The sequence below is a fragment of the Pseudomonas sp. JL23 genome (assembly GCF_056933585.1).
In genome coordinates this window covers 1492123-1517012 of the sequence record NZ_CM167795.1, presented here as the reverse complement: position 1 = coordinate 1517012, position 24890 = coordinate 1492123, and the positions used below count along the sequence as shown (strand labels likewise).

General features: G+C 60.3%; 30 protein-coding genes. 14 read left to right on the top strand and 16 right to left on the bottom strand.

What is annotated here, in order from left to right:
- Positions 1-178: 178 nt before the first annotated feature.
- Both AC1Z24_RS07080 and AC1Z24_RS07075 read right to left on the bottom strand, forming a co-directional pair.
- Positions 179-1327, bottom strand: a complete 1149-nt coding sequence (locus AC1Z24_RS07080) for a PQQ-dependent sugar dehydrogenase (RefSeq protein WP_483745072.1) — start codon at positions 1325-1327, stop codon at positions 179-181.
- A gap of 17 nt (positions 1328-1344) precedes the next feature.
- Positions 1345-1665: a hypothetical protein gene (locus tag AC1Z24_RS07075; RefSeq protein ID WP_483745071.1), complete on the bottom strand. Its 321-nt coding sequence runs from the start codon at positions 1663-1665 to the stop codon at positions 1345-1347.
- 192 nt (positions 1666-1857) lie between these two features.
- Here AC1Z24_RS07075 and AC1Z24_RS07070 point away from each other — a divergent pair, with 192 nt between their 5' ends.
- Together AC1Z24_RS07070 and AC1Z24_RS07065 are read left to right on the top strand one after the other, a co-directional pair.
- A complete protein-coding gene (locus AC1Z24_RS07070; protein ID WP_483745070.1) occupies positions 1858-2694 on the top strand; it encodes an AraC family transcriptional regulator in 837 nt (278 codons plus the stop codon).
- A 53-nt stretch (positions 2695-2747) separates the two neighbouring features.
- On the top strand, positions 2748-3353 hold the full coding sequence (locus AC1Z24_RS07065; RefSeq protein WP_483745069.1) for a LysE family translocator: 606 nt from the start codon (positions 2748-2750) through the stop codon (positions 3351-3353).
- 178 nt (positions 3354-3531) lie between these two features.
- Here AC1Z24_RS07065 and AC1Z24_RS07060 read toward each other — a convergent pair whose 3' ends face one another.
- Both AC1Z24_RS07060 and AC1Z24_RS07055 read right to left on the bottom strand, forming a co-directional pair.
- On the bottom strand, positions 3532-4695 hold the full coding sequence (locus tag AC1Z24_RS07060) for a PAS domain-containing sensor histidine kinase (protein WP_483745068.1): 1164 nt from the start codon (positions 4693-4695) through the stop codon (positions 3532-3534).
- Positions 4685-5506: an alpha/beta fold hydrolase gene (locus tag AC1Z24_RS07055; protein WP_483745067.1), complete on the bottom strand. Its 822-nt coding sequence runs from the start codon at positions 5504-5506 to the stop codon at positions 4685-4687. The genes AC1Z24_RS07060 and AC1Z24_RS07055 overlap by 11 nt, the downstream gene beginning before the upstream one ends.
- A 177-nt stretch (positions 5507-5683) precedes the next feature.
- Between AC1Z24_RS07055 and AC1Z24_RS07050 the strand changes: the two genes are divergently transcribed.
- A complete protein-coding gene (locus AC1Z24_RS07050) occupies positions 5684-6679 on the top strand; it encodes a diaminopimelate epimerase (protein ID WP_483745066.1) in 996 nt (331 codons plus the stop codon).
- A 167-nt stretch (positions 6680-6846) separates the two neighbouring features.
- Here the strand turns inward: AC1Z24_RS07050 and AC1Z24_RS07045 are convergent, their stop codons facing one another.
- From AC1Z24_RS07045 to AC1Z24_RS07030, 4 genes are all read right to left on the bottom strand, one after another.
- Positions 6847-7284, bottom strand: a complete 438-nt coding sequence (locus AC1Z24_RS07045; RefSeq protein WP_259099091.1) for a nucleoside deaminase — start codon at positions 7282-7284, stop codon at positions 6847-6849.
- A 152-nt stretch (positions 7285-7436) separates the two neighbouring features.
- Complete coding sequence (locus AC1Z24_RS07040) at positions 7437-8450, bottom strand: ABC transporter substrate-binding protein (RefSeq protein ID WP_483745065.1); 1014 nt, start codon at positions 8448-8450, stop codon at positions 7437-7439.
- 18 nt (positions 8451-8468) lie between these two features.
- Positions 8469-9254, bottom strand: coding sequence for a phosphate/phosphite/phosphonate ABC transporter substrate-binding protein (locus AC1Z24_RS07035; protein ID WP_483745064.1), 786 nt, complete (start codon positions 9252-9254; stop codon positions 8469-8471).
- A 27-nt stretch (positions 9255-9281) separates the two neighbouring features.
- Positions 9282-10223, bottom strand: coding sequence for a fatty acid desaturase (locus AC1Z24_RS07030; RefSeq protein ID WP_483745063.1), 942 nt, complete (start codon positions 10221-10223; stop codon positions 9282-9284).
- Between the two features lie 160 nt (positions 10224-10383).
- Between AC1Z24_RS07030 and AC1Z24_RS07025 the strand changes: the two genes are divergently transcribed.
- A complete protein-coding gene (locus AC1Z24_RS07025; protein WP_483745062.1) occupies positions 10384-11574 on the top strand; it encodes an MFS transporter in 1191 nt (396 codons plus the stop codon).
- Positions 11571-11981: a GNAT family N-acetyltransferase gene (locus AC1Z24_RS07020; protein WP_483745061.1), complete on the top strand. Its 411-nt coding sequence runs from the start codon at positions 11571-11573 to the stop codon at positions 11979-11981. The genes AC1Z24_RS07025 and AC1Z24_RS07020 overlap by 4 nt, the downstream gene beginning before the upstream one ends.
- Positions 11982-12116: 135 nt before the next feature.
- Here the strand turns inward: AC1Z24_RS07020 and def are convergent, their stop codons facing one another.
- The 3 genes from def to AC1Z24_RS07005 all read right to left on the bottom strand — a co-directional run bounded on the left by def (position 12117) and on the right by AC1Z24_RS07005 (position 14020).
- Positions 12117-12656, bottom strand: coding sequence for a peptide deformylase (gene def / locus AC1Z24_RS07015; protein ID WP_483745060.1), 540 nt, complete (start codon positions 12654-12656; stop codon positions 12117-12119).
- Between the two features lie 50 nt (positions 12657-12706).
- Positions 12707-13648 (bottom strand): YihY/virulence factor BrkB family protein, encoded by a 942-nt coding sequence (locus AC1Z24_RS07010; RefSeq protein WP_483745059.1) that lies wholly within the window; start codon positions 13646-13648, stop codon positions 12707-12709.
- Between the two features lie 180 nt (positions 13649-13828).
- Positions 13829-14020 (bottom strand): CsbD family protein, encoded by a 192-nt coding sequence (locus AC1Z24_RS07005; RefSeq protein ID WP_259099077.1) that lies wholly within the window; start codon positions 14018-14020, stop codon positions 13829-13831.
- A 248-nt stretch (positions 14021-14268) separates the two neighbouring features.
- Between AC1Z24_RS07005 and AC1Z24_RS07000 the strand changes: the two genes are divergently transcribed.
- Positions 14269-14649 carry a hypothetical protein gene (locus AC1Z24_RS07000; RefSeq protein ID WP_483745058.1) on the top strand — a complete coding sequence of 127 codons (381 nt, stop codon included), beginning with the start codon at positions 14269-14271 and terminating at the stop codon, positions 14647-14649.
- Positions 14650-14663: 14 nt separating this feature from the next.
- On the opposite strand, the gene AC1Z24_RS06995 is transcribed toward AC1Z24_RS07000, so the two are convergent.
- Together AC1Z24_RS06995 and AC1Z24_RS06990 are read right to left on the bottom strand one after the other, a co-directional pair.
- Positions 14664-15065 carry a DUF2177 family protein gene (locus AC1Z24_RS06995; protein ID WP_483745057.1) on the bottom strand — a complete coding sequence of 134 codons (402 nt, stop codon included), beginning with the start codon at positions 15063-15065 and terminating at the stop codon, positions 14664-14666.
- A 188-nt stretch (positions 15066-15253) separates the two neighbouring features.
- Complete coding sequence (locus AC1Z24_RS06990; protein ID WP_483745056.1) at positions 15254-16090, bottom strand: CvfB family protein; 837 nt, start codon at positions 16088-16090, stop codon at positions 15254-15256.
- A 176-nt stretch (positions 16091-16266) separates the two neighbouring features.
- Here AC1Z24_RS06990 and AC1Z24_RS06985 point away from each other — a divergent pair, with 176 nt between their 5' ends.
- From AC1Z24_RS06985 to AC1Z24_RS06965, 5 genes are all read left to right on the top strand, one after another.
- Positions 16267-16455 (top strand): hypothetical protein, encoded by a 189-nt coding sequence (locus tag AC1Z24_RS06985; protein WP_259099868.1) that lies wholly within the window; start codon positions 16267-16269, stop codon positions 16453-16455.
- A 184-nt stretch (positions 16456-16639) separates the two neighbouring features.
- Positions 16640-17134 carry a hypothetical protein gene (locus AC1Z24_RS06980; RefSeq protein WP_483745055.1) on the top strand — a complete coding sequence of 165 codons (495 nt, stop codon included), beginning with the start codon at positions 16640-16642 and terminating at the stop codon, positions 17132-17134.
- Positions 17135-17301: 167 nt separating this feature from the next.
- A complete protein-coding gene (locus AC1Z24_RS06975) occupies positions 17302-18018 on the top strand; it encodes a TorF family putative porin (RefSeq protein ID WP_483745054.1) in 717 nt (238 codons plus the stop codon).
- Positions 18019-18194: 176 nt separating this feature from the next.
- On the top strand, positions 18195-19064 hold the full coding sequence (locus AC1Z24_RS06970) for a DUF6279 family lipoprotein (RefSeq protein ID WP_483745053.1): 870 nt from the start codon (positions 18195-18197) through the stop codon (positions 19062-19064).
- Positions 19065-19125: 61 nt separating this feature from the next.
- Positions 19126-19404, top strand: coding sequence for a hypothetical protein (locus AC1Z24_RS06965; protein WP_483745052.1), 279 nt, complete (start codon positions 19126-19128; stop codon positions 19402-19404).
- A 116-nt stretch (positions 19405-19520) separates the two neighbouring features.
- Here AC1Z24_RS06965 and AC1Z24_RS06960 read toward each other — a convergent pair whose 3' ends face one another.
- From AC1Z24_RS06960 to AC1Z24_RS06950, 3 genes are all read right to left on the bottom strand, one after another.
- Positions 19521-20861 carry a DEAD/DEAH box helicase gene (locus tag AC1Z24_RS06960; protein ID WP_259099058.1) on the bottom strand — a complete coding sequence of 447 codons (1341 nt, stop codon included), beginning with the start codon at positions 20859-20861 and terminating at the stop codon, positions 19521-19523.
- 190 nt (positions 20862-21051) lie between these two features.
- Positions 21052-21651, bottom strand: coding sequence for an FMN-dependent NADH-azoreductase (locus AC1Z24_RS06955; RefSeq protein ID WP_483745051.1), 600 nt, complete (start codon positions 21649-21651; stop codon positions 21052-21054).
- Positions 21652-21920: 269 nt separating this feature from the next.
- A complete protein-coding gene (locus AC1Z24_RS06950; RefSeq protein WP_259099055.1) occupies positions 21921-22235 on the bottom strand; it encodes a 3-phosphoglycerate kinase in 315 nt (104 codons plus the stop codon).
- Between the two features lie 64 nt (positions 22236-22299).
- On the opposite strand from AC1Z24_RS06950, the gene AC1Z24_RS06945 reads away from it, so the two are divergent.
- The 3 genes from AC1Z24_RS06945 to AC1Z24_RS06935 all read left to right on the top strand — a co-directional run bounded on the left by AC1Z24_RS06945 (position 22300) and on the right by AC1Z24_RS06935 (position 24810).
- Positions 22300-23223, top strand: coding sequence for a LysR family transcriptional regulator (locus AC1Z24_RS06945; RefSeq protein WP_259099052.1), 924 nt, complete (start codon positions 22300-22302; stop codon positions 23221-23223).
- A gap of 38 nt (positions 23224-23261) precedes the next feature.
- Positions 23262-24053 carry an alpha/beta fold hydrolase gene (locus tag AC1Z24_RS06940; protein ID WP_483745050.1) on the top strand — a complete coding sequence of 264 codons (792 nt, stop codon included), beginning with the start codon at positions 23262-23264 and terminating at the stop codon, positions 24051-24053.
- A gap of 193 nt (positions 24054-24246) precedes the next feature.
- Positions 24247-24810: a peptidylprolyl isomerase gene (locus tag AC1Z24_RS06935; RefSeq protein ID WP_483745049.1), complete on the top strand. Its 564-nt coding sequence runs from the start codon at positions 24247-24249 to the stop codon at positions 24808-24810.
- Positions 24811-24890 lie beyond the last annotated feature (80 nt).

Genomic DNA, 24890 nt, shown 5'->3' with positions numbered 1-24890 from the left:
ATGGGCGTCCAGCGCCAGATGTGGTGTTTTTGCAGAATCCGTTATCACAGAGAAACAATGTGGGACCGGCTTTAGCCGGGAAGGCGTCATTGCTGAACAAGCAAATGTGGCGGAAGTACTGGCCCCTTCCCGGCTAAAGCCGGTCCCACAAACCTCACCCATTCAGGCAATCACCACACTACAACCCCACCTTCAACAACTCGCCATTGTCATCATCGGTCAGCACATAAAGAAACCCGTCCGGCCCCTGGCGTACATCGCGGATGCGTTGTTTCAGTTCGCCGAGCAAACGCTCTTCGTGAACGATCCTGTCGCCATCGAATTGCAGCCGGATCAGGGTTTCTGCCGCCAGGGCACCGATAAACAGGTTGTGATCCCAGGCCGGAAAGCGTTGGCTGTCGTAAAAGGTCATGCCGCTGATTGCCGGTGATTTTTCCCACACGTGAAACGGCTTGATCGTCCCCTCAACAAACTGGCCCTTGGCCTCTTTGATCGGCTCGCCGGAATAGTCGATGCCGTGGGTCGCCAATGGCCAGCCGTAGTTGCCGCGACGTTCGATGATATTGACCTCGTCACCACCCTTGGGCCCGTGTTCGTGGGTCCACAGGGTGCCGGTCCAGGGGTTGAGCACCGCGCCCTGTTGGTTGCGATGGCCGAAGCTCCAGATCTCCGGGCGTACGTTTTTCTGATTCACAAAGGGATTGTCCGGCGGCACCTGGCCGTCGGGGTAGATGCGTACGATCTTGCCCTGCAATTTGTCCAGATCCTGAGCGGTGGCCTTGTCGTTGTTCTCACCCAGGGCGATGAACAGGTAGCCGTCGCGGTCGAAGACCATACGCGAGCCAAAGTGATTACCCACCGACAGCTTGGGCTGCTGGCGAAAGATCACGGTGAAGTTTTCCAGATGAGTCATGTCCGCCGACAAACGCCCGCGCCCGGCTGCGGTGCCAGCATGCTCGCCGCTTTCGTCACCTTCGGCGTAGGTCAGGTAAACCAGCCGGTCTTTTGAGAAATCCGGCGACAGCACCACATCAAGCAAGCCGCCCTGCCGCTTGGCCCAGACCTCGGGCACCCCGGAAATCGGCTTGGAAACCTTGCCGTCCTCGCTGATTACCCGTAAGTCGCCGGGGCGTTCAGTGACCAGCATGCCCTGCTTGTTGGGCAGGAACGCCAGCGCCCATGGATGCTTCAGGCCAGTAGCGATGGATTCGACGCTGATGCTGCCCAACTCGCTCGGATAGTGCTGCACTTCGGCAGCCGCAACGCTCAATGGCAGGGACAGACAGGCAACCGCACACAGGGTTGCGGACAGGGTTCGATAGAACATGGACAGTTCCTTATGTCTCAATTGGTGGGCTTGCGTTCGCCGCTAGTGCCCGAATTGCCTGCGGGGGTGTTCTGACGGGCAGGACGCGACGGCACTGAATAGCCATTGCCGACGCCGCCGTTTTGCAGGGTCGGCGGACGCGGACTGGGTGCGGTGCTGGGGCCGCGCACCGGTGGCGTGCTGGATTCGCTGCCTTGGCGGCTGTTGGGGTTCGGGTTATTGCTGGGGTTGTCGTAGGTACTGTTAGGCAGGTTCTGGGCACCAACGCCGCAGCTCAGGCCCAGGGCGAGCACAGAGCCGAGGCCGCAGGCACGCAGTATTCGGGTAAGACGATTCATCACGGTCTCTCCGCAAATAGAAAGGTAGACCTAGCTTGGAGGGCCATTGTGTGACGAGGTTCGCTTTTAACTGACGGTTGTTTTTGTAACAAGAATGATCAGCCTCCCGACGAGCTGCACAAATCTTCCAGACAAATCCTGCGTTGATAGGTAACGTCGTCCGACGAACGTCATTGTTATCGGAGCGGCGGCATGGCCACCCAGAACTGGATCACTCTCAAGCAGGACGCCGAATCCGGCATCGAGACGATCCGCGCGCATTTCGAGGGCCATGCCTACGATCCGCACTGGCATGACAGCTATCTGGTGGGCCTGACCGAACAGGGCGTGCAGCAGTTTCACTGCCGCCACGTCCGCCATCAAAGTACGCCCGGTGGCGTGTTCCTGCTTGAGCCGGGGGAAATCCACGATGGCGACGCGCCCATGTCCGAAGGTTTCACCTATCGCACCCTGTACCTGGAGCCGCATTGGCTGGAACGGGAACTGCGCGCCCTGTTCGAACAAGCCCCCGAGCATTGCGAGCTGAGTTTTGCCGCGACCCTGGCCCGCGACCCGCGCCTGGCCGAGTGCACCGCCCAGGCCTTCAATGCCCTGCACAGCGAAGACCTGCGCATCGTGCGCCAGACCACGCTGGACAACCTGCTCGGCAGCCTGACCCAGCACCTGCGCTGGCGTAAGCGCATCAACCCGGACCCGCGCCTGCCCCTGGTGGCGCAGCGGGCCAGGGATTACCTGCACAGCCATCTGCATCAGGACATCGGCCTGGATGACCTGGCCCTGGCCACGGGCGTTGACCGTTTTCGCCTGACCCGCGCTTTCAAAGCAGCCTTTGGCCTGGCACCCCACGCTTATCTGATCCAGCTGCGTCTGGCCCGGGCGCGGCGCTTGCTCGCCCTCGGCCAAACCCCGGGCGACGTCGCCGCCTCCCTCGGTTTTTCCGATCAGAGCCACCTGGGCCGCTGGTTTCAGCGCGCCTATCGGATGAGCCCGGCGGACTACCGCAAGCGCTGCTCAAATCTTCCAGACTGAAACGCCCGGCAAGGCGATGATCGATCCACGATCCATTGCTGCCGAGCCGTACCATGTCTTCGATCCTGCCGTTCCTGCTGTTCGCCTTCGTCGCCTCCATTACCCCTGGCCCGACCAATATCCTGGTCCTGACCAACAGCTCGCGCCACGGCCTGTGGGCCACCACCCCTATCGTGCTTGGCGCCTGTGCCGGGGCCGCCGCGCTGGTCTTGGTGGTGGGCATGGGCTTGGGCGATGTGTTGATTCGGCATCAGACATTGCAGACGGTGATGTCCTGGGCCGGGATCGCCTGGCTGAGCTGGATGGCCTGGCAGATCTTCCGCACCCCGGCCGAGGCCATCGACCCCAATCAGACCGACAAGAAGGGCCCTGATCTTGGCCTGTTCGGCGCGGCCAGCCTGCAACTGATCAACCCCAAGACCTGGATGATGGCCCTGGCCGTGACCAGCGTGTTCGCCGGGCACGATGCCGACCGCACCTTGCGCGTGCTGTACCTGTCGCTGGCGTTCTTTGCGGTGGCGATTCCGTGCATGACCGCCTGGGCCTTTGCCGGAGTGGGCGCAGCAACCTTCATTCGCTCGGCCAAGAGCATGCAGCGGTTCAACCGGGTGATGGCCCTGCTGTTGCTGGCCTCGACCTGGATGACGTTGTTGGTTTGATCTTTTTCTGTGGGACCGGCTTTAGCCGGGAAGAGGCCAGAACACCTGTCAGAGATACAGGGTCCTGAGCAAGCCTTCCCGGCTGAAGCCGGTCCCACATGGATCCTGTATTTACAGTGACAACTGAATCAAGCCGGCTCCCACAAAATCCCATTCCAATTCTCGGTCCAGATAAAACTCAGGGCCAAGTGACGATAAAGCTCGTCCCCTTTTCGGCAGTCGACACCACCTGCACATCACCCCCATGCGCCTTGGCGATTTCCCGCACGATGAATAGCCCAAGGCCCACGCTGCGCGCCTCGTCGTTGTCGCCGACGCCGCGCACCATTGGCTCGAACAGGCGGTCTTGCAGCGGCTCGGGAATAGCCTCGCCGGTGTTGTGTACCGACAACGTGAAGCCGTTGTCATCGATGGTCGACGTCACCCTTACTACGCCGTCCTTCGCGCCATAGGCGATGGCGTTGCCGACCAGATTGCCCAGTAACTGAAACAGCCGGTCACTGTCGGCAATGCACGGCCCCAGACCGCTGGCGGCGTGGACGATCTGGCGGTCGGCGAAGGTCATGCGCAGTTCGTCCAGGCACTGACTGACCATGGCATGCAGGTCGATGGACTGGAGATTGACCGAAATACCGCTGCCGACCCGGGCCTGGGTGAAGTCCAGCAGATCGGTGATCATGCGATGGGCGCGCTCCGCCGACTTGGTGATATGGCCCAGCAGCTTCTTCTGCTGCGGCCCCAGCTTGTCTTCATCAAGCAGCCCCGTGGCCATGCGGATGGCGGTCAGCGGGTTGCGCAGGTCGTGACTGACGATACCGACCATCTGCTCCGCGAACGATGCCCGCACCTGCGCCTCGGCATGAGCCACGCGCAGACGGGTCTGGGCCATGGACAACTCTTTCTGCGCGACAAGCTGCTCGGCCAGGGCTTCTTCGGCCTGCTTGCGCGCCACCATCAGCTCGCGCTCGTACTTGTCGCGGTCTTCGGCAACGAACAGTGACAGCTCATGGAACACACCACTGACATGCTCACGGCGCAGCACATTGAGGATCATCGCAATGCTATGCCCTTCGCGGTGGCGCAGGTCCAGCTTGACCTCGGCCACCGAGCCCTGGATCAACAGCAGCGGCGCCCAGTGGGTCTGGTGGAAAATCTTGCCGCCCATGGTCAGCAGATCCTGAATGCGCCGCCCGAGCAAGGCCTCGCGCTCCATGCCCAGCCAGGTGCAGAAGGTCTGGTTGACGCGCTTGATCTCGCCGCTGGGCAAGGTCAGCAGCAGACCGCAGGACGCATGCTCGAACAGGCTTTCGCTGTCCGGCAGATCCGCAACTTCAGACATCACGCGGCTCTGCATGGAGAGTGTCGAGAAACCCGCTCATCGCCGCAATGCAGGCTTGCGGCGCACTCATGTGCGGGCAATGGCCGACGTTGTCGATCAGGCGCAGCGTGCTGCCCGCCAGGGTCTGGTGCAGGTAGTCGCCGACCTGCACGGGAGCGATCAGGTCGTCGCTGCTTTGCAGGATCAACGCCTTGCTGTGGAAATGCGCCAGGTCGCCACGGTTGTCGGAGAGGAAGGTAACCCGAGCGAACTGCTTGGCGATCTGCGGATCGGTGCGGCAAAAACTGTTGGTCAGCTCCTCACTCAGCTCCGGCTGCCCAGGTGCGCCCATGATCATCGGGGCCATGGCACTGGACCAGCCCAGATAATTATTCGACAGGGTGTCGAGCAGGGAGTCGATATCGGCGCGGCTGAAGCCACCCTGATAGTCGCCATCATCGAGATAGCACGGCGACGGGCCGACCATTACATGACCGGCAAAACGCCCCGGCATCCGTCGCTCGGCCAGCACGCCGATCATGCTGCTCACCGAATGACCAACGTAGACCACCGGGCCTACGCCTGCGAACTGGTCGACGATCTCCAGCAGGTCAGTGGCGTAGCCATCCAGCGAGTCGTACTTTTGCACGGTATAGGCCGACAAATCAGACAGGCCATTACCGACCAGGTCGAACAGCACCAGCTTGCAGCGCTCGGCAAAATGCGGCGCGATGAACCGCCACATATGCTGGTCACAACCAAAACCGTGGGCAAATACCAGGGTCAGCGGGCCGTTGCCGGAAACCTGAACGTTGTTACGCAGTTGAACCGACATCCGTGCTCCCACACAGGTATCCCGTCCGGCAGCGTGGCGCAGGCGAGAATCAAGACAAACAGCGAGATTAGCATCGTTCAGGCGGCAAAGCCCTCACAGGTCATCGGGGGCTTGCACGTTAACCACTGTTGCCCCTCAAAATACGCATCGCCCTTGGACACTCCGGGACTCCTGGCAATGACTCAGATTTACGACGCACGCGGCAACCTCTACGCAGTCATCACCCCTTCAGCCCTGCGCGAGCTGGGCATCGCTCTGCCTGAAGACCCTGCCCAGGCCGCTGCCAGCCGCAAACAGTGGGCGCAAGCGGCCATCGACGCACTGTGCCTGTGGCCGGATAACCGCCCGCCTGCCGGGGCCAAGGCCCATCGCTCGGACGGTTTGTTGATCGGACCGTTTCAGACTCAGGCGCCGTATGACGTGTTGATCGTCAACACCGACGGCACCCTGGCCGAGCGCAGCGGCAATGGTCTGACGATCTTTTCGCAGTTCCTCAAGGACAGCGGCGTGTTGCAGGAAAAAGCCTTTGCCCTGCGCGTGCATCACAGCAATGCCGAGCTGCCGAACCCGCTGCAGACGCTGGCCGAAAGCGCCCGGGTCGAGGGCATCAACGGTTTCTGGCTGGACCTGGGCACACCGTCGTTCGGCCCACAAGCGGTAGGCGCTCAGAGCGTCGGCAGCGCCATCCTCAATGATCGCCAGGTCAGTCGGGTGACGCCGCTGGTGCAGCTCGACCAGGCCTGGAATCACAGCCTGTTCGTGCGTATCGGCAATCCGCACTGCGTCACCCTGGTAGGCAATGCCGGGGCTCTGCCGTCGTTCGCCGCCCTGCATGACGAACCGCTGCACACTGAACTGACGCGCATCGCCTTTGCCGCCGGAGAGCTGGGTGCAGGTGATCCCTGCCCGGCCGGAGTCAATCTGCAATGGGCCTGCGCCGTGGCTTCGGATCAGATCCTGGCCCGGGTCTTCGAGCGCGGCGAAGGCCCTACGGCGTCCTCGGGCACCAGTGCCAGTGCGGTAGCCAGTGCCTGCTGGCAAGCCGGTTGGGTTCAGGGTGGGCGAATCAAGGTGACCATGCCCGGCGGCACGGCGCCGATACGCTTGATCGAGCAGGATGGCGAGTTGCATCAGGTGTTGCTGTTTGGCGTGGCGGCACTGCAAAAAACCTGACAGTTCAATACGACGCTGCAATTGCACTAATAACGGCGCACATCCGCTGGATCCTTGGAGCCGGGCTTGCCCGCGAATGCCTCGACGCGATGTGCCGGACATTTCGCGTCGCCTGATTCGCGGGCAAGCCTCGCTCCCACAGGGATCAATGCGATCAGATAAATCGGCTACTCACCAATATCCTCATTCCACAACTCAGGCTTGGCGGCGATAAAGCCGCGCATGAGGTCGATGCAGGTCTGGTTGTGCACCACATCAACCTGTACACCACGCCCACGCAGCAGTTCTTCCTCGCCCATGAACGTCTCGTTCTCGCCGACGATCACTTTGCGAATGCCGTAGAGCAGGATCGCGCCGCTGCACATCGCGCAGGGCGACAGGGTGGTGTAGAGGGTGGCTTCGCGGTAGATGCGGGCTGGCTGGCGGCCGGCGTTTTCCAGGGCGTCCATTTCCCCGTGCTTGATGGCGCTGCCTTCCTGCACCCGGCGGTTGTGGCCGCGGCCGATGATTTTGCCGTCGTGGACGATCACCGAGCCAATGGGAATGCCGCCTTCGTCCAGCCCCTTCTGAGCTTCGTCAATCGCTGCCTGCATGAATGGGTCCATGGTGCTGCCTCCTGTCAATCAACGCGTAGCTACCTGAAAGTGTGGGACCGGCTTTAGCCGGGAAAGCAATCTGACAGGCGATAGAGATGTATCGATCCTGTCGACGGCTTCCCGGCTAAAGCCGGTCCCACCCGAGGCGAATATAACCGCGTTTACAGCGCCTTGCTCACCTTGTCAGCGACATCGCCTGGCAGCCATTGCTTCCAGATTTCCGGGTGATTCTTGAGGAAGGCCTGGGCCACGGCCTTGGGTTCTTCACGTTTTTCGCTCATGTCCGCCAGGGTGCTGTTGAGCAGGTCGATGGGGAAATCGACTTTCTGGAAGAAGGTCACCAGTTCAGGATACTGCTTGTGGAACGGCTCCGACACGCCAATGGCCAGCTTCGGCGTCAGGGAGCGGGTACCGCGCGGGTTGGGGTTGCTGGCATCGGCCAGGGTTTTCCAGGCTTCAGCGTCGAACGGCGGCTCTTCCAGCTTGATCAGCTTGAAACGCCCCAGCAACGGGGTCGGTGCCCAATAGTAGAACAGCACCGGCTTGCCACGACGGATCGACGAGCTGATCTCGGCATCCAGCGCCGCACCGGAGCCGGTGCGGAAGTTGACGTAGCTGTCATTCAGGCCATAGGCCTTGAGTTTCTGCGTGTTGACGATTTCCGAAGTCCAGCCGGACGGGCTGTTGAGGAAGCGGCCCTTGTCCGGGGATTCGGCATCCTTGAACACGTCTTTGTACTTGGGCAGGTCGGCCACCGACTTGAGGTCCGGCGCCAACGGCTTAATGCCTTTGGCCGGGTCGCCCTTGATCACGAATTCCGGCACCCACCAGCCTTCGCTGGCGCCCTTGACGATATCACCCAGGCCGAACACCTTGCCCTCGGCCTCGGCCTTGACCCAGGCAGGACTGCGCCCGGCCCATTCTTCACCAATCACCTGAATGTCGTTCTTGGCCAGGGCCGCTTCCAGGCTGACAGTGCTGCCCGGCAGCGTATCGGTGGAGTAGCCGTAGCCTTTCTCGACGATAGTGCGCAGCACTTCGGTGATCAGGCTGCCGCTCTCCCAAGTGATGTCACCGAAGTGGATCGGTGCCGGTTTGTCCGCCGCGTGGGCCGACTGGGCAAGCATGCCCAGGGCCAGCAGCGAGCCGCCCACTAGTTGTTTGATCTTGTTCATGGTCACCTCGGGGTCATCTCAGGGGTTAATCGACGCCAGCCCCAAGGCTTGCGCTTCGCGTTCATAGTCCAGTAACACTTCGTAGTCGGCCTCGCTGGCAGGCAGAATCTGCTCGATGGCCAGTATTGCTGCGACTTCCGGCAACGCCAGAAGTGCCGAATTCATGGCCAGACGAATCGATTCAGGGTCGCGATCCAATGCGGTGATATAGGGCAGGCAGGGGCTCAGGGCGCTCTGGGTCAAGATGCGCAGGCCCGTGACCTCTTCACTGTGATCACGGGTCAGGTAGTCGTAGGTCACGCTGTCGATGGCCGCCAGATCGCCCTGCCGGGCCTTGAGCAGCCTCATGCTGTCACGATGGCCGCCACTGAACGACACTTCGCCAAAGAAGCGCCCGCCCTGCTGCAACGGCGCCAGACGCTGGCGCAGCAGGTTCATGCCGGAATTGGAGTCAGCGCTGTTGAGCAGGCCATGGCTGCCGAAGAACTCGGCCAGAGTCGAGCGCGGGTCGTCCTGATGAACCAGCAGCAGGCTGCAATGGTTGCCCTCGCGGCTGTGGGGCAGGCGATAAATCGGACGACCGACGACCCGCACCTTGCCTTGCAGGCGGGTCATCAGCGGGTAGCCGCAGGTCTGGGCCAGCAGCAGCTGCGGGGACAGCCAGAGTTGAGGCAGATCCAGACCGGCAGCGCTCAAGCGTTCTGCGTCCAGTCGCTCGAGTATCTCCTGCAACCACACCTCCTGGGCCTCGCGCACTCGCGGTGGTGCGACGTACATCAGTAGCTCGGCAAGGCCATGGGTCATGGGTGTTCTCTATGCAAGGCTGACGAATCAGGCATGGGGATGCTGTGGGCTGTCGATGGGTGTGAGGCTGTGGCGCCGAAAGAGTTCACCATAGCCGCGCACCAGAAAACCACCACTGCGCGCCAGCCATTGCTCACGCCGCGCCCGATAGACCCGAGGCAGGAAGTACCAACCCAGCCCCGGCAGGTCGTGATGCACAAGATGCAGGTTGAGATTGAGGAACAGCCAGCTCCACGGCCACGCCGCTTCGTTGAGCACCGAGCGCTGTTCCGGGTGCTCGCTGGGACGGTGTTCGTAATAGGAGCGGACCATGGACACCGCCAACGCGGGCAACGTGATCAGCGCCACGTAATGCCAGATCGGCAGGATGCTGTAGTGGGTGATAAAGGCGAACATCAGCAGGGTGAAAAAGCCATGGGTCAGCCACATCAGCCAGGCCTGGCGCTGGCCGGTACGCAGACGCGGGAGTTCGTCACGGGCCAGGGCGATCAGGGCCAGGGGCGCACCAAGCAGAAGACGCCCCGGCAGGGTCTTGTCGAGCCAGCGCACTATGCGTGTCCAGGGCGTCACGCGCTGCCAGTGCTGCTGGCTGAGATAGCGGCTTTCCGGGTCAATGCCCGGCAGGGTCAGGTCTTCGTCGCGATGGTGCAGCAGGTGGCTGTCGCGATAGAGGGTGTAGGGATACCAGAGGGCAAATGGCGCGTAGCCGAGGATCTTGTTCAGCCAGTTCAACCGCGTCGGATGGCCATGCAGCAGCTCGTGCTGCACCGACAGCCAGAGCACCACCAGGGGGATCATCAACAGCGTTGTCGGCCACAGGCCCAGTTTCGGGCTCAACAGCATCACAGCGAACCAGCCGCCAAACACGCTCAGCCACAGCAGCCAGGTCGGCCATTCGGTAGTGCCGGTAAAGCTATGACGCAGACTCAGTAATTCTTCGCGGTGGGCTTCGTCGAGATAGTTTGGCATCGCATCTTCCATTTCATGGCGAATACCTGGATGTGCAACTTGACCCGAATTTCTTGCAGATCATTTGGCTATATCCTTGGGCGCTATTGTTCTATGCAAGAACGCAGCCCATTTCCCGGCCCTGTATGATGCGGTCCTGCTCCCCTGACATGAGGTCGATGTGCGCAAGGACTATCTGGCGTTTTTCCTCTCTTTGTTTCTCTCCCGGCTGGCTGATCAGATCCTGCTGTTCATCGTGCCGCTGATCGTGTTCCAGACCACCCAGAGCGCCTCGTGGGCCGGATTGGCGTTCTTTGTCGAATCCCTGCCCCGTTTTCTCGCATTTCCGTTCTGCGGCGCCCTGTGCGACCGCTTCTCGCCGACACGCATCCTGCATATCAGCCAGCTGTGCCGGGCCCTGGCCTGCGCATTGGCGTTGGGTTTGGTGCTGCTGTTTGGCGGGATTGTCTGGATCGTGCTGCTATCGGCAATCTGCGGGGTACTGACCACCCAAGGGATCATGGCCCGGGAAGTCCTGCTGCCGCATATCTTCAAGCAGTACAGCTACACCAAGACCCTGTCCTACTCGCAGATCGCAGATCAGACCGGCCTGGTACTGGGGCCGCTGCTGGCGGCGCTGTTTCTGCATGCCATGGCCTGGCAGTGGGTGCTGCTGGCGATTGCCGTGCTGTTTCTGCTCGCGGACCTGGCCATGAGCGTCTGGCAGCGCCATAGCGCCATTGTTCTGCAGAGCTTCGAGCAGCATGGCGATATCTGGCTGCAACCGCTGCGCATTGCCTTCGGCCATATCCGTGCGCTGAGCGAGCTGCGCAAGATCATCAGCCTGGCCGTGGGCGTGAACCTGCTGGTGGGCGTCACCCTCGCCACGTCGGCGGCCATGCTGATCGGCCAGTACACACGCCCCGAAGGCGACTATGCCGCGCTGCAAGCCGCCGGGGCCGTCACCACTATCGTCATCCTGCTGGTGTTGGCGCGAGTGACCCTGCCAGGGCGTTTGCTCGGTGGCCTGGCATACGTCGTCATCTGTCTCGGCGCGCTGATTACTGCGCTGAGCCCGACTGCAGGCGGCTATGTAGCGGGTTTCCTGCTGATCGTCGGCTTCGACAAGATGTTCAATATCTACATTCGCAGCACGCGCCAACGGGTCATTCCGGTGCGGGACTTCGGCAAGACCGTGGGCGTCATCACCTTGTTGAATAACCTGTCGCAACCCCTGGCCGGGTTGTTGGTGGCGCTTCTGGCCGCCCCCTTGGGCACCCAAAGCGTAATCCTGTTGCTGGCCGGGGCCAGTGTGCTCATCGGTGCGCTGACCCTTTGGGCGTTCCGCACAGTAGAGATGAAACCGGCATGAACGAGGCCATCACCTTCGCCATCCTGCCCGGCACCCTGCTGCCCCTGGCTGACAAGTTCTACCGCAGCCATCGCTCACCCATGCGCGCGACCAAGGGCGCGACCCTGTGGGTGGCGAAACAGCAGGAGATCATCGGCGCCCTGAATCTGACTGCGGTGGCCGAGGGGCACTGGCTGACCGGCCTGTTCGTCGCGCCACAATGGCGCGGGCAGGCGGTAGCCGGGCGTTTGCTGGCGCAGGTTTTACAGGCACGAACGGGGCCTGTGTGGCTGTTCTGCCACCCGGAACTGGCGGAGTTTTATCAGCGGGCGGGGTTTGTGGAGTGCGGTGATTTGCCTGGAGTGTTGGCGGACCGATTGCGGCGGTATGGGCGGACAAAGCCTTTGATCGCCATGCGCGCAACCTGAGCAAGAGCATATTTTCAGTGGGACCGGCTTCAGCCGGGAAGACGCCAGTACATTCAATACATATCTGTGACTTCAATATCGCTTTCCCGGCTAAAGCCGGTCCCACGAAAAATGTGCAGGCCGCACTAGCGATCTTTAGTCATCCGCATTCGGATCAAGATCGGGAAACATCACTTCAGTGAAGCCGAACTTGCTGTAGTCGGTGATTCGCGACGGGTACAGCCGACCAATCAAATGATCGCATTCATGCTGCACGACACGGGCATGAAAACCATGGGCGACACGCACGATAGGCTGGCCGTCCGGATCGAGGCCTTCGTAGCGAATGCTCTGATAACGATCCACCGCGCCGCGCAGGCCCGGCACCGACAGGCAACCTTCCCAGCCCTCTTCCATCAACGGGCTCAGGGGTGTGATCAGCGGGTTGAGCAGGATGGTGCGCGGCACGGCTTCGGCGTCGGGATAGCGTTCGCTGTGGGCGAAACCGAAGATCACCAGTTGCAGGTCGATACCGATCTGCGGCGCGGCCAGACCGACGCCGCCAACGCTTTCCATGGTTTCGAACATATCGGCAATCAGTTGCTGCAATTGCGGTGAACCGATCATCTCGGCGGGCACCGGCGGGGCAATACGCAGCAGGCGCGGATCACCCATTTTCAGAATTTCGTAAATCATGGCAAGGCCTTGTGAGTTCGACGCGATGTCCTATCGTGCCACAGCATCCGTCAATGTGGCTGCACCGGAGCGGTCTGGTGACCGAGGCCGGATACATGCTGCTTTTCGTGGGAGTCGTTCTCGCCCGCGACTTTCTCGCCGGGGTCTTTGCCTTCGCTGGACATGTGCTCGATCACCGCATTCATCTCCGCCCCCAGCAGCAGCACCGCCGCCGAAATGTAGAAATACAGCAGCAGCACGATAATCGCGCCGATGCTGCCGTACATGGCGTTGTAGTCGGCGAACGTTTTGACGTAATAACCAAAGCCCAATGACGCAATGATCCACACCACCACCGCCAGTACCGAACCGGGGGTGATAAAACGAAACTCCTGCTTAACGTCGGGCATGACGTAGTAGATCAACGCCACCGCCACCATCATCAGGATGATGATCAGCGGCCAGCGCAGGATGGTCCACAGGGTGACGATGAATTCTTCCATGCCGATCTGCGAAGCCAGCCAGCTCATGACCTGCGGCCCGGTGACCATCAATCCGGCGGCGGCCAGCAGCATAATGGCGATGCCCACGGTATAGATCACTGACAGCGGAATACGCTTCCACACCGGGCGCCCTTCGACCACGTCATAGGCCGCGTTCATCGCGCTCATCATCAGACGCACGCCGGCCGAGGCGGTCCACAGCGCGATGAAGATACCCACAGACAGCAGACCGCCCTTGGACTGTTGCAACTGGTCGATGACCGGGTTGACCTGATCCAGCGCCTGAGGCGGCAGCACCAGAGAAGACTGCATGCGCAGCCAGGAAAAGAAGTCCGGCAGATGCAGGAAACCGATCAGGGCAATCAGGAACAGCAGGAAGGGAAACAACGAAAACAGCATCTGATAGGCCAGCGCCGATGCATAAGTAGACATTTCGTCGTCGAGAAACTCTTTCACGGTACGGACCAGGACCTTGCTCATGGGCAAGCGCTTCATCTGCGGGAAAATCATGGTCTCTCCTTACACGACATCACTCAAACATCCGGTTAACCAGGGGCATGGCGTTCTACAGTAGCTCAGTGGACTTGACGACCGATAAAAGGTTTCAGTCTTTATCCCCATAGAAACAAAAACGGCCATCACTTGATGGCCGCTTTGTCTACACGTCAGACGTTACATCGAGCCGTGTGATCAAGCCCGATCGACGGTTTTTTTCACCGCGTCTTTGGCTTTGCCCACCGCTTGCTGGGCTTCGCCTTTGCGTTCCTGGACTTTGCCTTTGGTTTGCAGTTGTGCGTTATCGGTAGCCTTGCCGACGCCTTGCTTCACTTTGCCGACTGCTTCGTTGGCCATACCTTTTGCTTTATCGCTTGTGCTGCTCATGTGATGTCTCCTGGGTCTAAGGACCGCAATGAAAATCAGATGTCATAACCTCGACATATAGGTTGACCGGGCCTTTTTGCCGAGAGTTTCAATTATTTTCTCAATGGTGGGTGCCGCTCGTCGGGGCATTTCCAGCAGATTGGCACTAACATTTCGTCATTCCCTGCAACTTTGGCTTTGCGTTTACGCGGCCAGCCTTGAGAATGCGCAACGCTGTCGCGCTGAATGAACCGATCCACAGGACTTATATGAAACTCGAAAAAAAGCAGGCCATCGCCCGTCGTAACCAGCAACTGGGCGGCGCCGTGCTCGGGGTCAACAACACCCATTTCGCCGTGCTCAACAAAAACCGCAATATCTGGTGGTTCGACCTGCCCATCACCCGCCTGCAAGTGGGCCAGTACGAGTGGATGCACCTGCTGCTGCACACGCCGGAAAGCGACGAACTGCTGCACCTGAAAATCACCACGGTGTTCATGCGTGATCATCTGGAAGGCGTGGTGGTACGCAATGCTGGCAAGCGCAAGTCTACGGTCAGCCTGGAACTGAGCGCAGACAAGGACTCGTTCCTCAAGGACATGCGCCCCAATGGCGCCAACCTGAGTTTTGCGACCTTCCTGCAGAAATAAACGCGGGCGCGCCGCTACAACACCCTGCGCGCCACCCAATAGCCGACACTGGCCGCCACCGCCGAGGCAAAGCTGCCCCAGAGCATGTCGACGATCGCCATCTGCGCCGGCCAGCCTTGCAGGGTGGCCCAGTTGCTCAGGTCATAGGTGCCATAGGCCACCAGCCCCAGCAACACGCCACGACTGGCCGCATGCCCCAGGCGATGACGGCGCAGCGCAGGCAGCACGACAAACGCCACCAGCCCCCAGGCATACAACAGATAGAAGACCAGCGCCGGGCCCCACACGGGTTTGTCGAGCATCAACGGCCCGAGCCAGGCCCTGTAGGTGGGCGCCATCAGCACACCGAGCCAGACAGCATCCAGAACCAGGAACGCCAGTAGCGTGCTGATATAAGCGGTGAGGGTTTGTTTCATGGGGAGAGCCCTGTGGATGCCAAGTCTCTATGACCTGCAACAGGGGAGAAAGGGTTCAGCCTTTCATCCGAAGACGCAGAATTCATGTAGGACCGGCTTTAGCCGGGAAGAGGCGGGAACATCCGATACATTTCCTTGCTCAGAAATTCCGCCTTCCCGACTGAAGCCGGTCCCACAGATCTACATCATCAGACCAACTCAATCCGATCGGCATGAATGACGATCAAACCCTGCTTGTACAGGCCGCCAATGGCTTTCTTGAAGTTGCCCTTGCTGACGCCAAAGAGGTTACTGATCACTTGCGGATCGCTCTTGTCGCTGACCGGCAGCGAGCCGTTGTTGTCGCGCAGCTTGCCGAGGATCTTGTCGTTAAGACTGTCGGCCGCCTGGGCGCCGACCGGTTGCAGGCTCAGGCTGATATTGCCGTCGGCGCGGACTTCCTTGATGAAACCCTTTTCCTGCTTGCCCGCACGCAAGAACTTGAACACTTCGTTCTTGTGAATCAGCCCCCAGTGCTTGTTGTTGATGATCGCCTTGAAGCCCATATCGGTGGCTTCAGCGACCAGCAGGTCGACCTCTTCACCCACCTTGTAGTTGGCCGGAGTCTTGTCCAGGTAGCGATCAAGCCGCGCCGTGGCGGTGATGCGGCGGGTGTGTTTGTCCAGATAGACATGCACCACACAGTAGTCACCAGCCTGCAGGGTGCGCTTCTCTTCGGAATACGGCAGCAGCAGGTCCTTGGGCAGGCCCCAGTCGAGGAACACGCCAATGCTGTTGACCTCGACCACTTTCAGGCTGGCGAACTCACCGACCTGGACCTTGGGCTTTTCCGTGGTGGCGATCAGTTTGTCGTCGCTGTCCAGATAGATGAAGACGTTGAGCCAGTCTTCGTCCTCGCTGGGAATATCCTTGGGGATATAGCGATTGGGCAGCAGGATTTCGCCGTCCTGGGCGCCGTCCAGATACAACCCGAAGTTAGTGTGCTTGACCACTTGCAAGCTGTTGTAGCGCCCGACTAAAGCCATTTCCAAATACCCTCATAACGAGGGCGGCATTCTACCCGAGTTTGCCCGTGACGGTGGCCGGGCATGTCCAACGAATGACGCCATTCGTCAATCGCCCAGGGTTTGAAGGGATATTTACCAAGCAATTATGGGGTCAATCCTATACACTGGCAGGCCGTATCAATTTTTATAGGTCTATGACTGCCATGCGTATCAAAGCATCCCACTCCAAGCCGAAACCTGCTCCAGCCGTTGAGACGAGCGATTCGATCAACGCCCAGATCGCAGCTTTCCTGAAGTCCGGCGGTGAGATCCAGCAGATCGAAAAAGGCGTCAGCGGCCAGACCTTCGCACCATCGCGCCAGATCACTCTGGGCAAAAAGTAAGCGTCGCCCCGCAACATCGGTCGATCATCCAGCGCTTTGACCTTCAAAGCGCTCGACCTCTCCTGAACCACCCGCCTCCCCCCTTGTCCTACCCCCGCTAGCGCCACACCTGCTAGGCTCGTTGAAGAGCGACATGACCTTGGGCATGATGTGCCCGAAAGCCAGCCCTATCGCGGAATCCACAATGAAGAACTGGATGCTTCTCGGCGCAATGATCTACCTGGGTGGCTGTGCCTCCCACGGTTGCAATGACTCTTTCAATGAAAGCCACCTGAGCGACGGCAAGTGCCGGGCAGACCATCTGCTGTATCAGAACGACATGCTCCAGGCCAAGCTGCTGCTCAGCGAGAACGATCGCAAGCATGACGAGCTGACCATGGCCCTGCTGCAACGGGCGGCGAAACAGGATGCGTCCGGTGAAGCCGAATTCTACGAAGCGGTGTTGTTGATTCGTCAGCACGGCGACCAACAGAAGATTGTTGACCTGCTGCAGGACGCCGCTGATCGCAAACACCCCTTGGCCATCGCCCTGCTCACTCAACAATTGAGCCTGACCGATCAGAAAAAATCGGCCCGTTATCGCGCCGAATATGACCAGCTGGACGTGGCCAAGAGCGGTTATCCGTCCTTCGAACAGGCGGTGGAAGTACTCAACGAGTTGATCGCGCCTGCGTCGTAACGTCACCCGAAGTTCAATCAATGTGCCGCGGATCGACCAACGGTCCGCCATGCAGCGCTAACGCCGTTATGCTTGCGAGGCTCTGATTCGCGGTTTTCAGCCGCAACCCCCGATTTTTTTACGTGATGTCTGCCGATCACACTCCTTTGCTACCCCAGGAGTGAGCCATGCTCAAGACCCTCTTGCCCTTCGGCCTGTTATTGGCCGGTCAGTACGCCTCTGCTCAGACCCTTGAACGGGAACTGGGCGCGTTCGATCTGAAACTCGCCACCACACCCACCCGCAGCATGGCCCAAGGGCTGATCAGCCCCAGCGGTAGCGGGTCGTTCCACGGTGGCCTGGACCTGACTCACGAAAGCGGTTTCTACTTCGGCCAATACGCGCCAAGCATGGGTGCCACCTCCAGCACGGCCCTCGAAGTGGATTCCTATATGGGCTTCAAGAAACCCTTCGACAAGACCCTGGGTTACGAAGTCGGCATGATCCGCTACAGCTACCCCGACACCAGTCAGCTCGATACCCACGAGCTGTACGCCGGTCTGCGCCTGAGCCAGAGCCGCATTGGCGCCGCGTTCAGCAACGATGTCGGCCGTCGCGACAGCACCCTGTTCGTCGACTTCGGCGCCATCGAAGAACTCGGGCTCGGGGTGCGTGTGCAATACGCCAACCACCAGTTCGACCGCCCCCAGGAAGTCACTGACGGCGGCATGATCAGCGCGTTCAACGACTGGTCACTGAAGCTGTCCAGGCCCTGGCTGGGCATCGACATGAACCTGATCTACAGTGGCTCGAGCCTGACCGGCAGCGATTGCAGCGTCTACAGCGGGCATAACCCGCAATGCGAAGGGATGGTCACGCTCAAGGCGGTGCGCTCATTTTTCTAGACCTGCCGACTCAATCATCGGTGGGAGCGAATTTATTCGCGAATCGGTGGGTCAGACGATGGTGAGCTTAATGTGCCGACGCCTTCGCGGATAAATCCGCTCCTACGAATGTGGTGAGGTCCTCAAAGGGACGCTGCTATCCTCCAAGGCCGACGCAAGCCATTCGAGGAGTAGACATGCGTGCCCTGCTAAAAGCCTTCATGGTGTCGTTGCTGGCTTTGTCGTTGCTGTCCTGCACGCGCATGGATCTGGCGTATCGCAATCTGGACCTGATCATCCCCTGGTCGCTCAATGACTACCTGGGCCTCAACTCGGCCCAGAAAGACTGGCTCAACACCCGCCTCAAACAGCACCTGAGCTGGCATTGCAGCACGCAGTTGCCAGGCTACCTCGGTTGGCTCGATCGCCTGCAGCAGATGGTCGAAACCCGTCAGGTGACCCAGGCCGAGCTGCAATTGCGCACCAACGAAGCCAAGGACGCCATCAGCCAGATCTCCAGGCAGATCACCCCGTCCGCCGTGGAACTGCTGGCGCAACTGGATGACAAGCAGGTCCAGGAGATGCAGGACGCTTTCGCCAAGGACATGCGCAAGCATCAGAAGGAATTCCTCGAAGAACCCCTGACTACTCAGATCGACGAACGCGCCGAGCGCATGGAAAAGCGTATTACCCCCTGGCTCGGCAAGCTCAGCCCGGTACAGCTGGCCCGAGTGAAGAGCTGGTCGCAGTCACTGGGCGAGCAGAACCGTGACTGGCTGGATAACCGTGCTCATTGGCAGGCGCTGTTCGTCAAAACCGTGCAAGAGCGCCGCTCGGCGGACTTCGCCGAACGCATCGGCAAGCTGCTGCAAGACCGCCACACCTTCTGGACTCCGCAATACCGCGTCGCCTACGAGCGCACCGAACAGGCGACCATCGCCCTGCTGGTCGACGTCGTCGCCGCCAACACTGAGGAACAGCAGCAACGCCTGCTGAAGAAGATCGCCGATATGCGCGAAGACTTCACCAACCTGCACTGCCTGAAAACCGCCCTGGGCGGCAGCTGAACTGAACTTTTCCCAGTGCCAATAGCCCCACCTTTATATCCACCAGGAAGGTGAGGTTATTATGAAAACGCTACTGGGATTGACCGCTGCCCTGACCCTGTTCTGCAGCCTGCCGGCCTGGGCCGAGTGCAGCGCCGAAGACGCCGTGCAGAAACGCGGCGAGCTGGCGCAGGAAATGAAAAAGGACACGCAGCAAGATCCGGCCAAGGCCAGGGAGATCAACAAGGAGATGAAAGGCATGGACCTGAAGACCGACGCGAAGGACACAGCACCCGATCCTTGCGAACGGGTTGATCAGCGGATCAAGGAAGTGGATAAGGCCACTCAAAAGACCGAGTGAACCATGTGGGACCGGCTTCAGCCGGGAAGAGGCTGATACATCCAGTACATTTCCTGGATCAGAAATAACGCCTTCCCGGCTAAAGCCGGTCCCACAGGGATCAATTCGTAGCGTCGTTACTCAGCCGCCGGCGCCGGGGTCTTGCGCTTCTTCAGCGGTGCCAGGCCGTCCTGGCTTACCAGGGCGTCAGGCTTGGGCCGGTTGGCGCTCTTGCGGCGAGTCGGGGCCTTGGCCACGGCTTTTTTCTTGTCGCTCTTGGCATCGGTTTTCTTTTTCTTCACGCCCACAGCCTTGCCGGACGCCTTGACCTTCTTCGGTCCGCCGTAGGTGCCTTTGACTTCCTTGATCACCCGGCGCTCGAACTTCTGCTTGAGATAGCGCTCGATGCTCGACATCAGATTCCAGTCGCCATGGCAGATCAGCGAGATCGCCAGACCTTCAGCCCCGGCACGACCGGTACGGCCGACGCGGTGCACATAGTCATCGCCACTGCGCGGCATGTCGAAGTTGATGACCATATCCAGGCCATCGACGTCCAGGCCACGGGCCGCCACATCGGTGGCCACCAGGATCTTCACGCCACCCTGCTTGAGGCGGTCGATAGCGGCCTTGCGGTCCTTCTGGTCCTTGTCGCCGTGCAGCACGAACGCCTTGTATTCCTGGGCAACCAGACGGCCGTACAAGCGGTCGGCCATGGCCTTGGTATTGGTGAAGATAATGGCCTTCTGATAGGTCTCGTTGGCCAGCAGCCAGTTGAGCACCTGTTCCTTGTGCACGTTATGGTCGGCGGTGATGATCTGCTGACGCGTGCCCGAGGCCAGCTCGCTGACGCTGTTGAGTTGCAGATGCTGTGGATCCTTGAGCACCTTGGCGATCATGTCGCGCAGGCCGGCACCGCCGGTGGTGGCGGAGAACAGCATGGTTTGCTCGCGGTTCGGGCATTCGCCGACCAGACGTTCGACGTCTTCGGAGAAGCCCATGTCGAGCATGCGGTCGGCTTCGTCCAGCACCAGCACTTCGACCTTTTTCAGATCCAGGTTGCCCGCATTGAGCTGCTCCAGCAGGCGACCCGGCGTGCCGATCAGCACATCCGGCACCTTGCGCAGCATGGCGGCCTGGACCTTGAAGTCTTCGCCGCCAGTAATCAGCCCGGACTTGATGAAGGTGAACTGGGAGAAACGCTCGAATTCCTTGAGGGTCTGCTGCGCCAGCTCGCGAGTCGGCAGCAGGATCACCGCGCGAATGTCGACGCGCACCTGGGCCGGGCCCATCAGTCGGTTGAGGATCGGCAGGACGAATGCAGCGGTCTTGCCGCTACCGGTTTGCGCCGTCACCCGCAGGTCACGCCCTTGCAGGGCCAATGGAATGGCCGCCGCCTGCACAGGCGTAGGCTCGACAAATTTCAGCTCGGCCACAGCTTTAAGCAGACGTTCATGCAGGGCGAATTGGGAAAACACGGGTGCTACCTCGATGAAATACAAAAATACAGTCGTATAGCGTAACGGTTTCCGGCGCCGGGGCCGAATTTCTTTACGTCAATGGGCGAATTTTGCTCAGAAACGAGTCTGATTGTGGGACCGGCTTTAGCCGGGATGGCGCATTCCCGGCTAAAGCCGGTCCCACAAATGTCATCCAGGGACCAGCAGATCAGGCCACCTTCGCCAGCTTGGCGATGGCCTGGTTGATGCCTTTTTCCACGAAGTCGCCACCCATGTTCAGGCCTTCCGCGTGGATAAAGCTGACATCGTGAATCCCGATGAAACCCAGCACCTGGCGCAGGTAGGGTTCCTGATGATCCAGGCTGCTACCGGCGTATATCCCGCCACGGGCGGTCAGGACAAAGGCGCGCTTGCCGACCAGCAGGCCCTGGGGACCGGTTTCGCCATACTTGAAGGTCACGCCGGCACGCAGCACATGGTCGAACCAGGCTTTGAGGGTGCTGGGGATGGCGAAGTTGTACATGGGTGCAGCCAAGACCAAGACATCGGCGGCGACCAGTTCTTCGGTCAGCACATTGGAGCGCTCAAGGGCAGCCTGTTCAGCCGGCGTGCGTTGTTCGTCGGGCTTCATCCAGCCACCGAGCAGGGTCGAATCCAGATGAGGCACCGGCTCGCTGGCCAGGTCGCGCACCGTGATCTGATCGGCAGGATGCGCCGCTTGCCATTGGCTGATGAACTGGCGGGTCAGTTGACGGGAAACCGAATCTTGCTGACGGGCGCTGCTTTCAATGATCAGTACGCGGGACATGGATGTTGCCTCCATCGAAGGGTGTCTTGAGTCGATGGAGTAAAGCTTAAACAGGGATATATCGATTAAAAAGCTGAAAAATCTGCTTCAATAGATCGAATAATTTGTTTTATAAGAGTAGGCGCACTAATCTTGCGGGATCAACTTCCTTGTGGGACCGGCTTCAGCCGGGAAGGCATTCTTCCTGGTCACAGAAATGCTATGGCTGTACCGGCCACTTCCCGGCTGAAGCCGGTCCCACAGAAATTCGCCGGACCATTGTGTTGCGGTTATTTCGGCTCGCAACTCACATCAATGCGCAGTTTGATGATGCTGCGATTGAATTTGGCCGAGACGTCGGTGCTGCTCTTGGCAGCGACTGTCACGTGGCGGTTGCGCGGCGATTCCGGGCCGTTGCGAAACACCAGACTGCATTGCGCGTCGACGCTACCGTAGTTGTTCAGGGTAATGGAACCGGTGTCGTAGAAAGTGTCATGGCTGGTGTAGTCGACCTCGACGCCCTTGACCTGTTTCGTCACATCGATGGGATAGGCCCAGGCACTCAGGGGCAGCAGCGCCAGCAGCACACAACAGATTCTTTTCATTGGGCAGTCTCTTTGTTTTTTTAAGGCTGCCAGAGTAGTCCAAACAGCCACTATGGAGCCATAGATGAAAGCCCCCCGCGTGACCCTCGATCAATGGCGCACCCTGCAGGCCGTGGTCGATCATGGCGGCTTCGCCCAGGCCGCCGAAATCCTCCATCGCTCGCAGTCATCGGTGAGCTACACCGTGGCGCGCATGCAGGATCAGCTCGGCGTGCCGTTACTGCGCATCGATGGGCGCAAGGCCGTGCTCACCGAAGCCGGTGAAGTGCTGCTGCGCCGCTCGCGGCAACTGGTCAAGTCGGCCAGCCAGCTGGAAGACCTGGCTCATCACATGGAGCAAGGCTGGGAGGCTGAAGTGCGCCTGGTGGTGGACGCCGCCTACCCCAACGCCCGTCTGGTCCGCGCGCTGACCGCCTTCATGCCGCAAAGCCGCGGCTGCCGGGTGCGTCTGCGCGAAGAAGTGTTATCCGGGGTCGAGGAAGTGCTGCTCGAAGGCGTTGCGGACCTGGCCATCAGCGGCTTCAGCATTCCCGGCTATCTGGGCACGGAAATGAGTTCGGTGGAATTCGTCGCGGTAGCTCACCCGGAACACCCGCTGCATCAATTGCACCGCGAGCTGAATTTCCAGGATCTGGAAAGCCAGCTGCAAGTGGTGATCCGCGACTCCGGCCGACAGCAGCCGCGAGACGTCGGCTGGCTCGGCGCCGAGCAGCGCTGGACCGTCGGCAGCCTGGCCACCGCCGCCACCTTTATCAGCAGCGGCCTGGGCTTTGGCTGGCTGCCTCGGCACATGATCGAGCGGGAAATCTGCGAAGGCGTGCTCAAGCCCCTGCCGATGGACAAGGGCGGCAGCCGTAATCCGCAGTTCTACCTCTATTCGAGCAAGGACAAACCCCTGGGCCCGGCGACGCAGATTCTTATCGAATTGATCCGCAATTTCGACACCGCGCCGCTGAGTGCACCTTTTGCGGCGCCGCAGCAGGCCTGATCGACCGACGCATACTTACGCCAGACAAGGACGCTGCCATGGCTTTTTTCGAACATGAAGACTGTTCACTGCACTACGAGGAATACGGCCAGGGCGACCCGCTGCTGCTGGTCCATGGCCTGGGCTCCAGCAGCCGTGACTGGGAGCACCAGGTCCCGGCGTTTGCCGCCCACTATCGGGTGATCGTGGTCGATGTGCGTGGCCATGGCCGCTCCGACAAGCCGCGTGAGCGCTACAGCATGGCCGGGTTCGCCCGGGATATCGAAGCCCTGATCGAGCATCTGGGCCTGGGGCCGGTGCATCTGCTGGGGCTGTCCATGGGCGGCATGATCGGCTTCCAGCTGGCGGTGGATAAGCCGCAATTGCTGCGCAGCCTGTGCATCGTCAACAGCGCCCCCGAGGTCAAGGTGCGCTCGCTCAATGATGTCTGGCAATACGGTAAGCGCTGGGTTTTATCCCGGGTGCTGAGCATGGGCACTTTGGGCAAGGCCATCGGCCAGAACCTGTTCCCCCGTCCTGAACAGGCCGACCTGCGCCGCAAGGCCGCCGAACGCTGGGCGCAGAACGACAAACGCGCCTATCTGGCCAGCTTCGACGCCATCATCGGCTGGGGCGTGCAAGAGCGTCTTGGACGCATCAGTTGCCCGACACTGATCATCAGCGCCGACCGCGACTACACCCCGGTCGCGCTGAAACAGGCCTATGTGAAACTCATCCCCGATGCACGCCTGGTGGTCATCGAAAACTCCCGGCACGCCACGCCGCTGGATCAGCCTGAGGTGTTTAATCGCACGGTGCTGGAGTTTATTGAACACGTACATGGCGACTGAATAAATCACCTGTGGGACCGGCTTTAGCCGGGAAGGCGCATTCCCGGCTAAAGCCGGTCCCACGAGTGCAGGAGCTGGCATTCGCTCGAACACTGGGCAAAAAATCCCAAACGTGGTTACCTTGCCCGCGCAAGCGCAACCCGCGCTCCGTGAATGGGTTGCAGTCGAATACATCACTCAGGATCAACCGAACATGTTGAAGAAAATCGCCCTTGCTGCCTGCTCCATGCTGTTCGCCGCCCAGCTGTTGGCGGCCGATGTGAAGCCGACCCACGTCGTGCTGACTACCAGTTTCGGCGAAGTCGAACTGGAGCTGGCCGATGCCAAGGCGCCGATCAGCACCAAGAACTTCCTCGGCTACGTCGACAGCGGCTTCTACAACAACACCATCTTCCACCGCGTCATCCCCGGCTTCATGGCCCAGGGCGGCGGTTTCACGGCGCAGATGATGCAGAAGCAGACTAAGGACCCGATCAAGAACGAAGCCGACAACGGCCTGCATAACGTGCGTGGCACCGTCGCCATGGCCCGCACTTCCGTTGTGGACTCGGCTACCAGCCAGTTCTTCATCAACGTCGCCGACAATGCCATGCTCGACCACGGTACTCGTGACTATGGCTATGCGGTGTTCGGCAAGGTCGTGCGCGGCATGGATGTCGTCGACCAGATCGTCAACGTTCAGGCCGGCAACAAAGGCGGCATGCAGAACGTGCCGCTGGACCCTATTCTGATCAAATCGGCCAAGCGCCTGCCTTAACCGGCCAGGGCCCCATGAAATCGGCTTGAACACAAAGCGCTTTCATGGGGTCACACCCGGTGAGTTTTAATCGTCAGGAG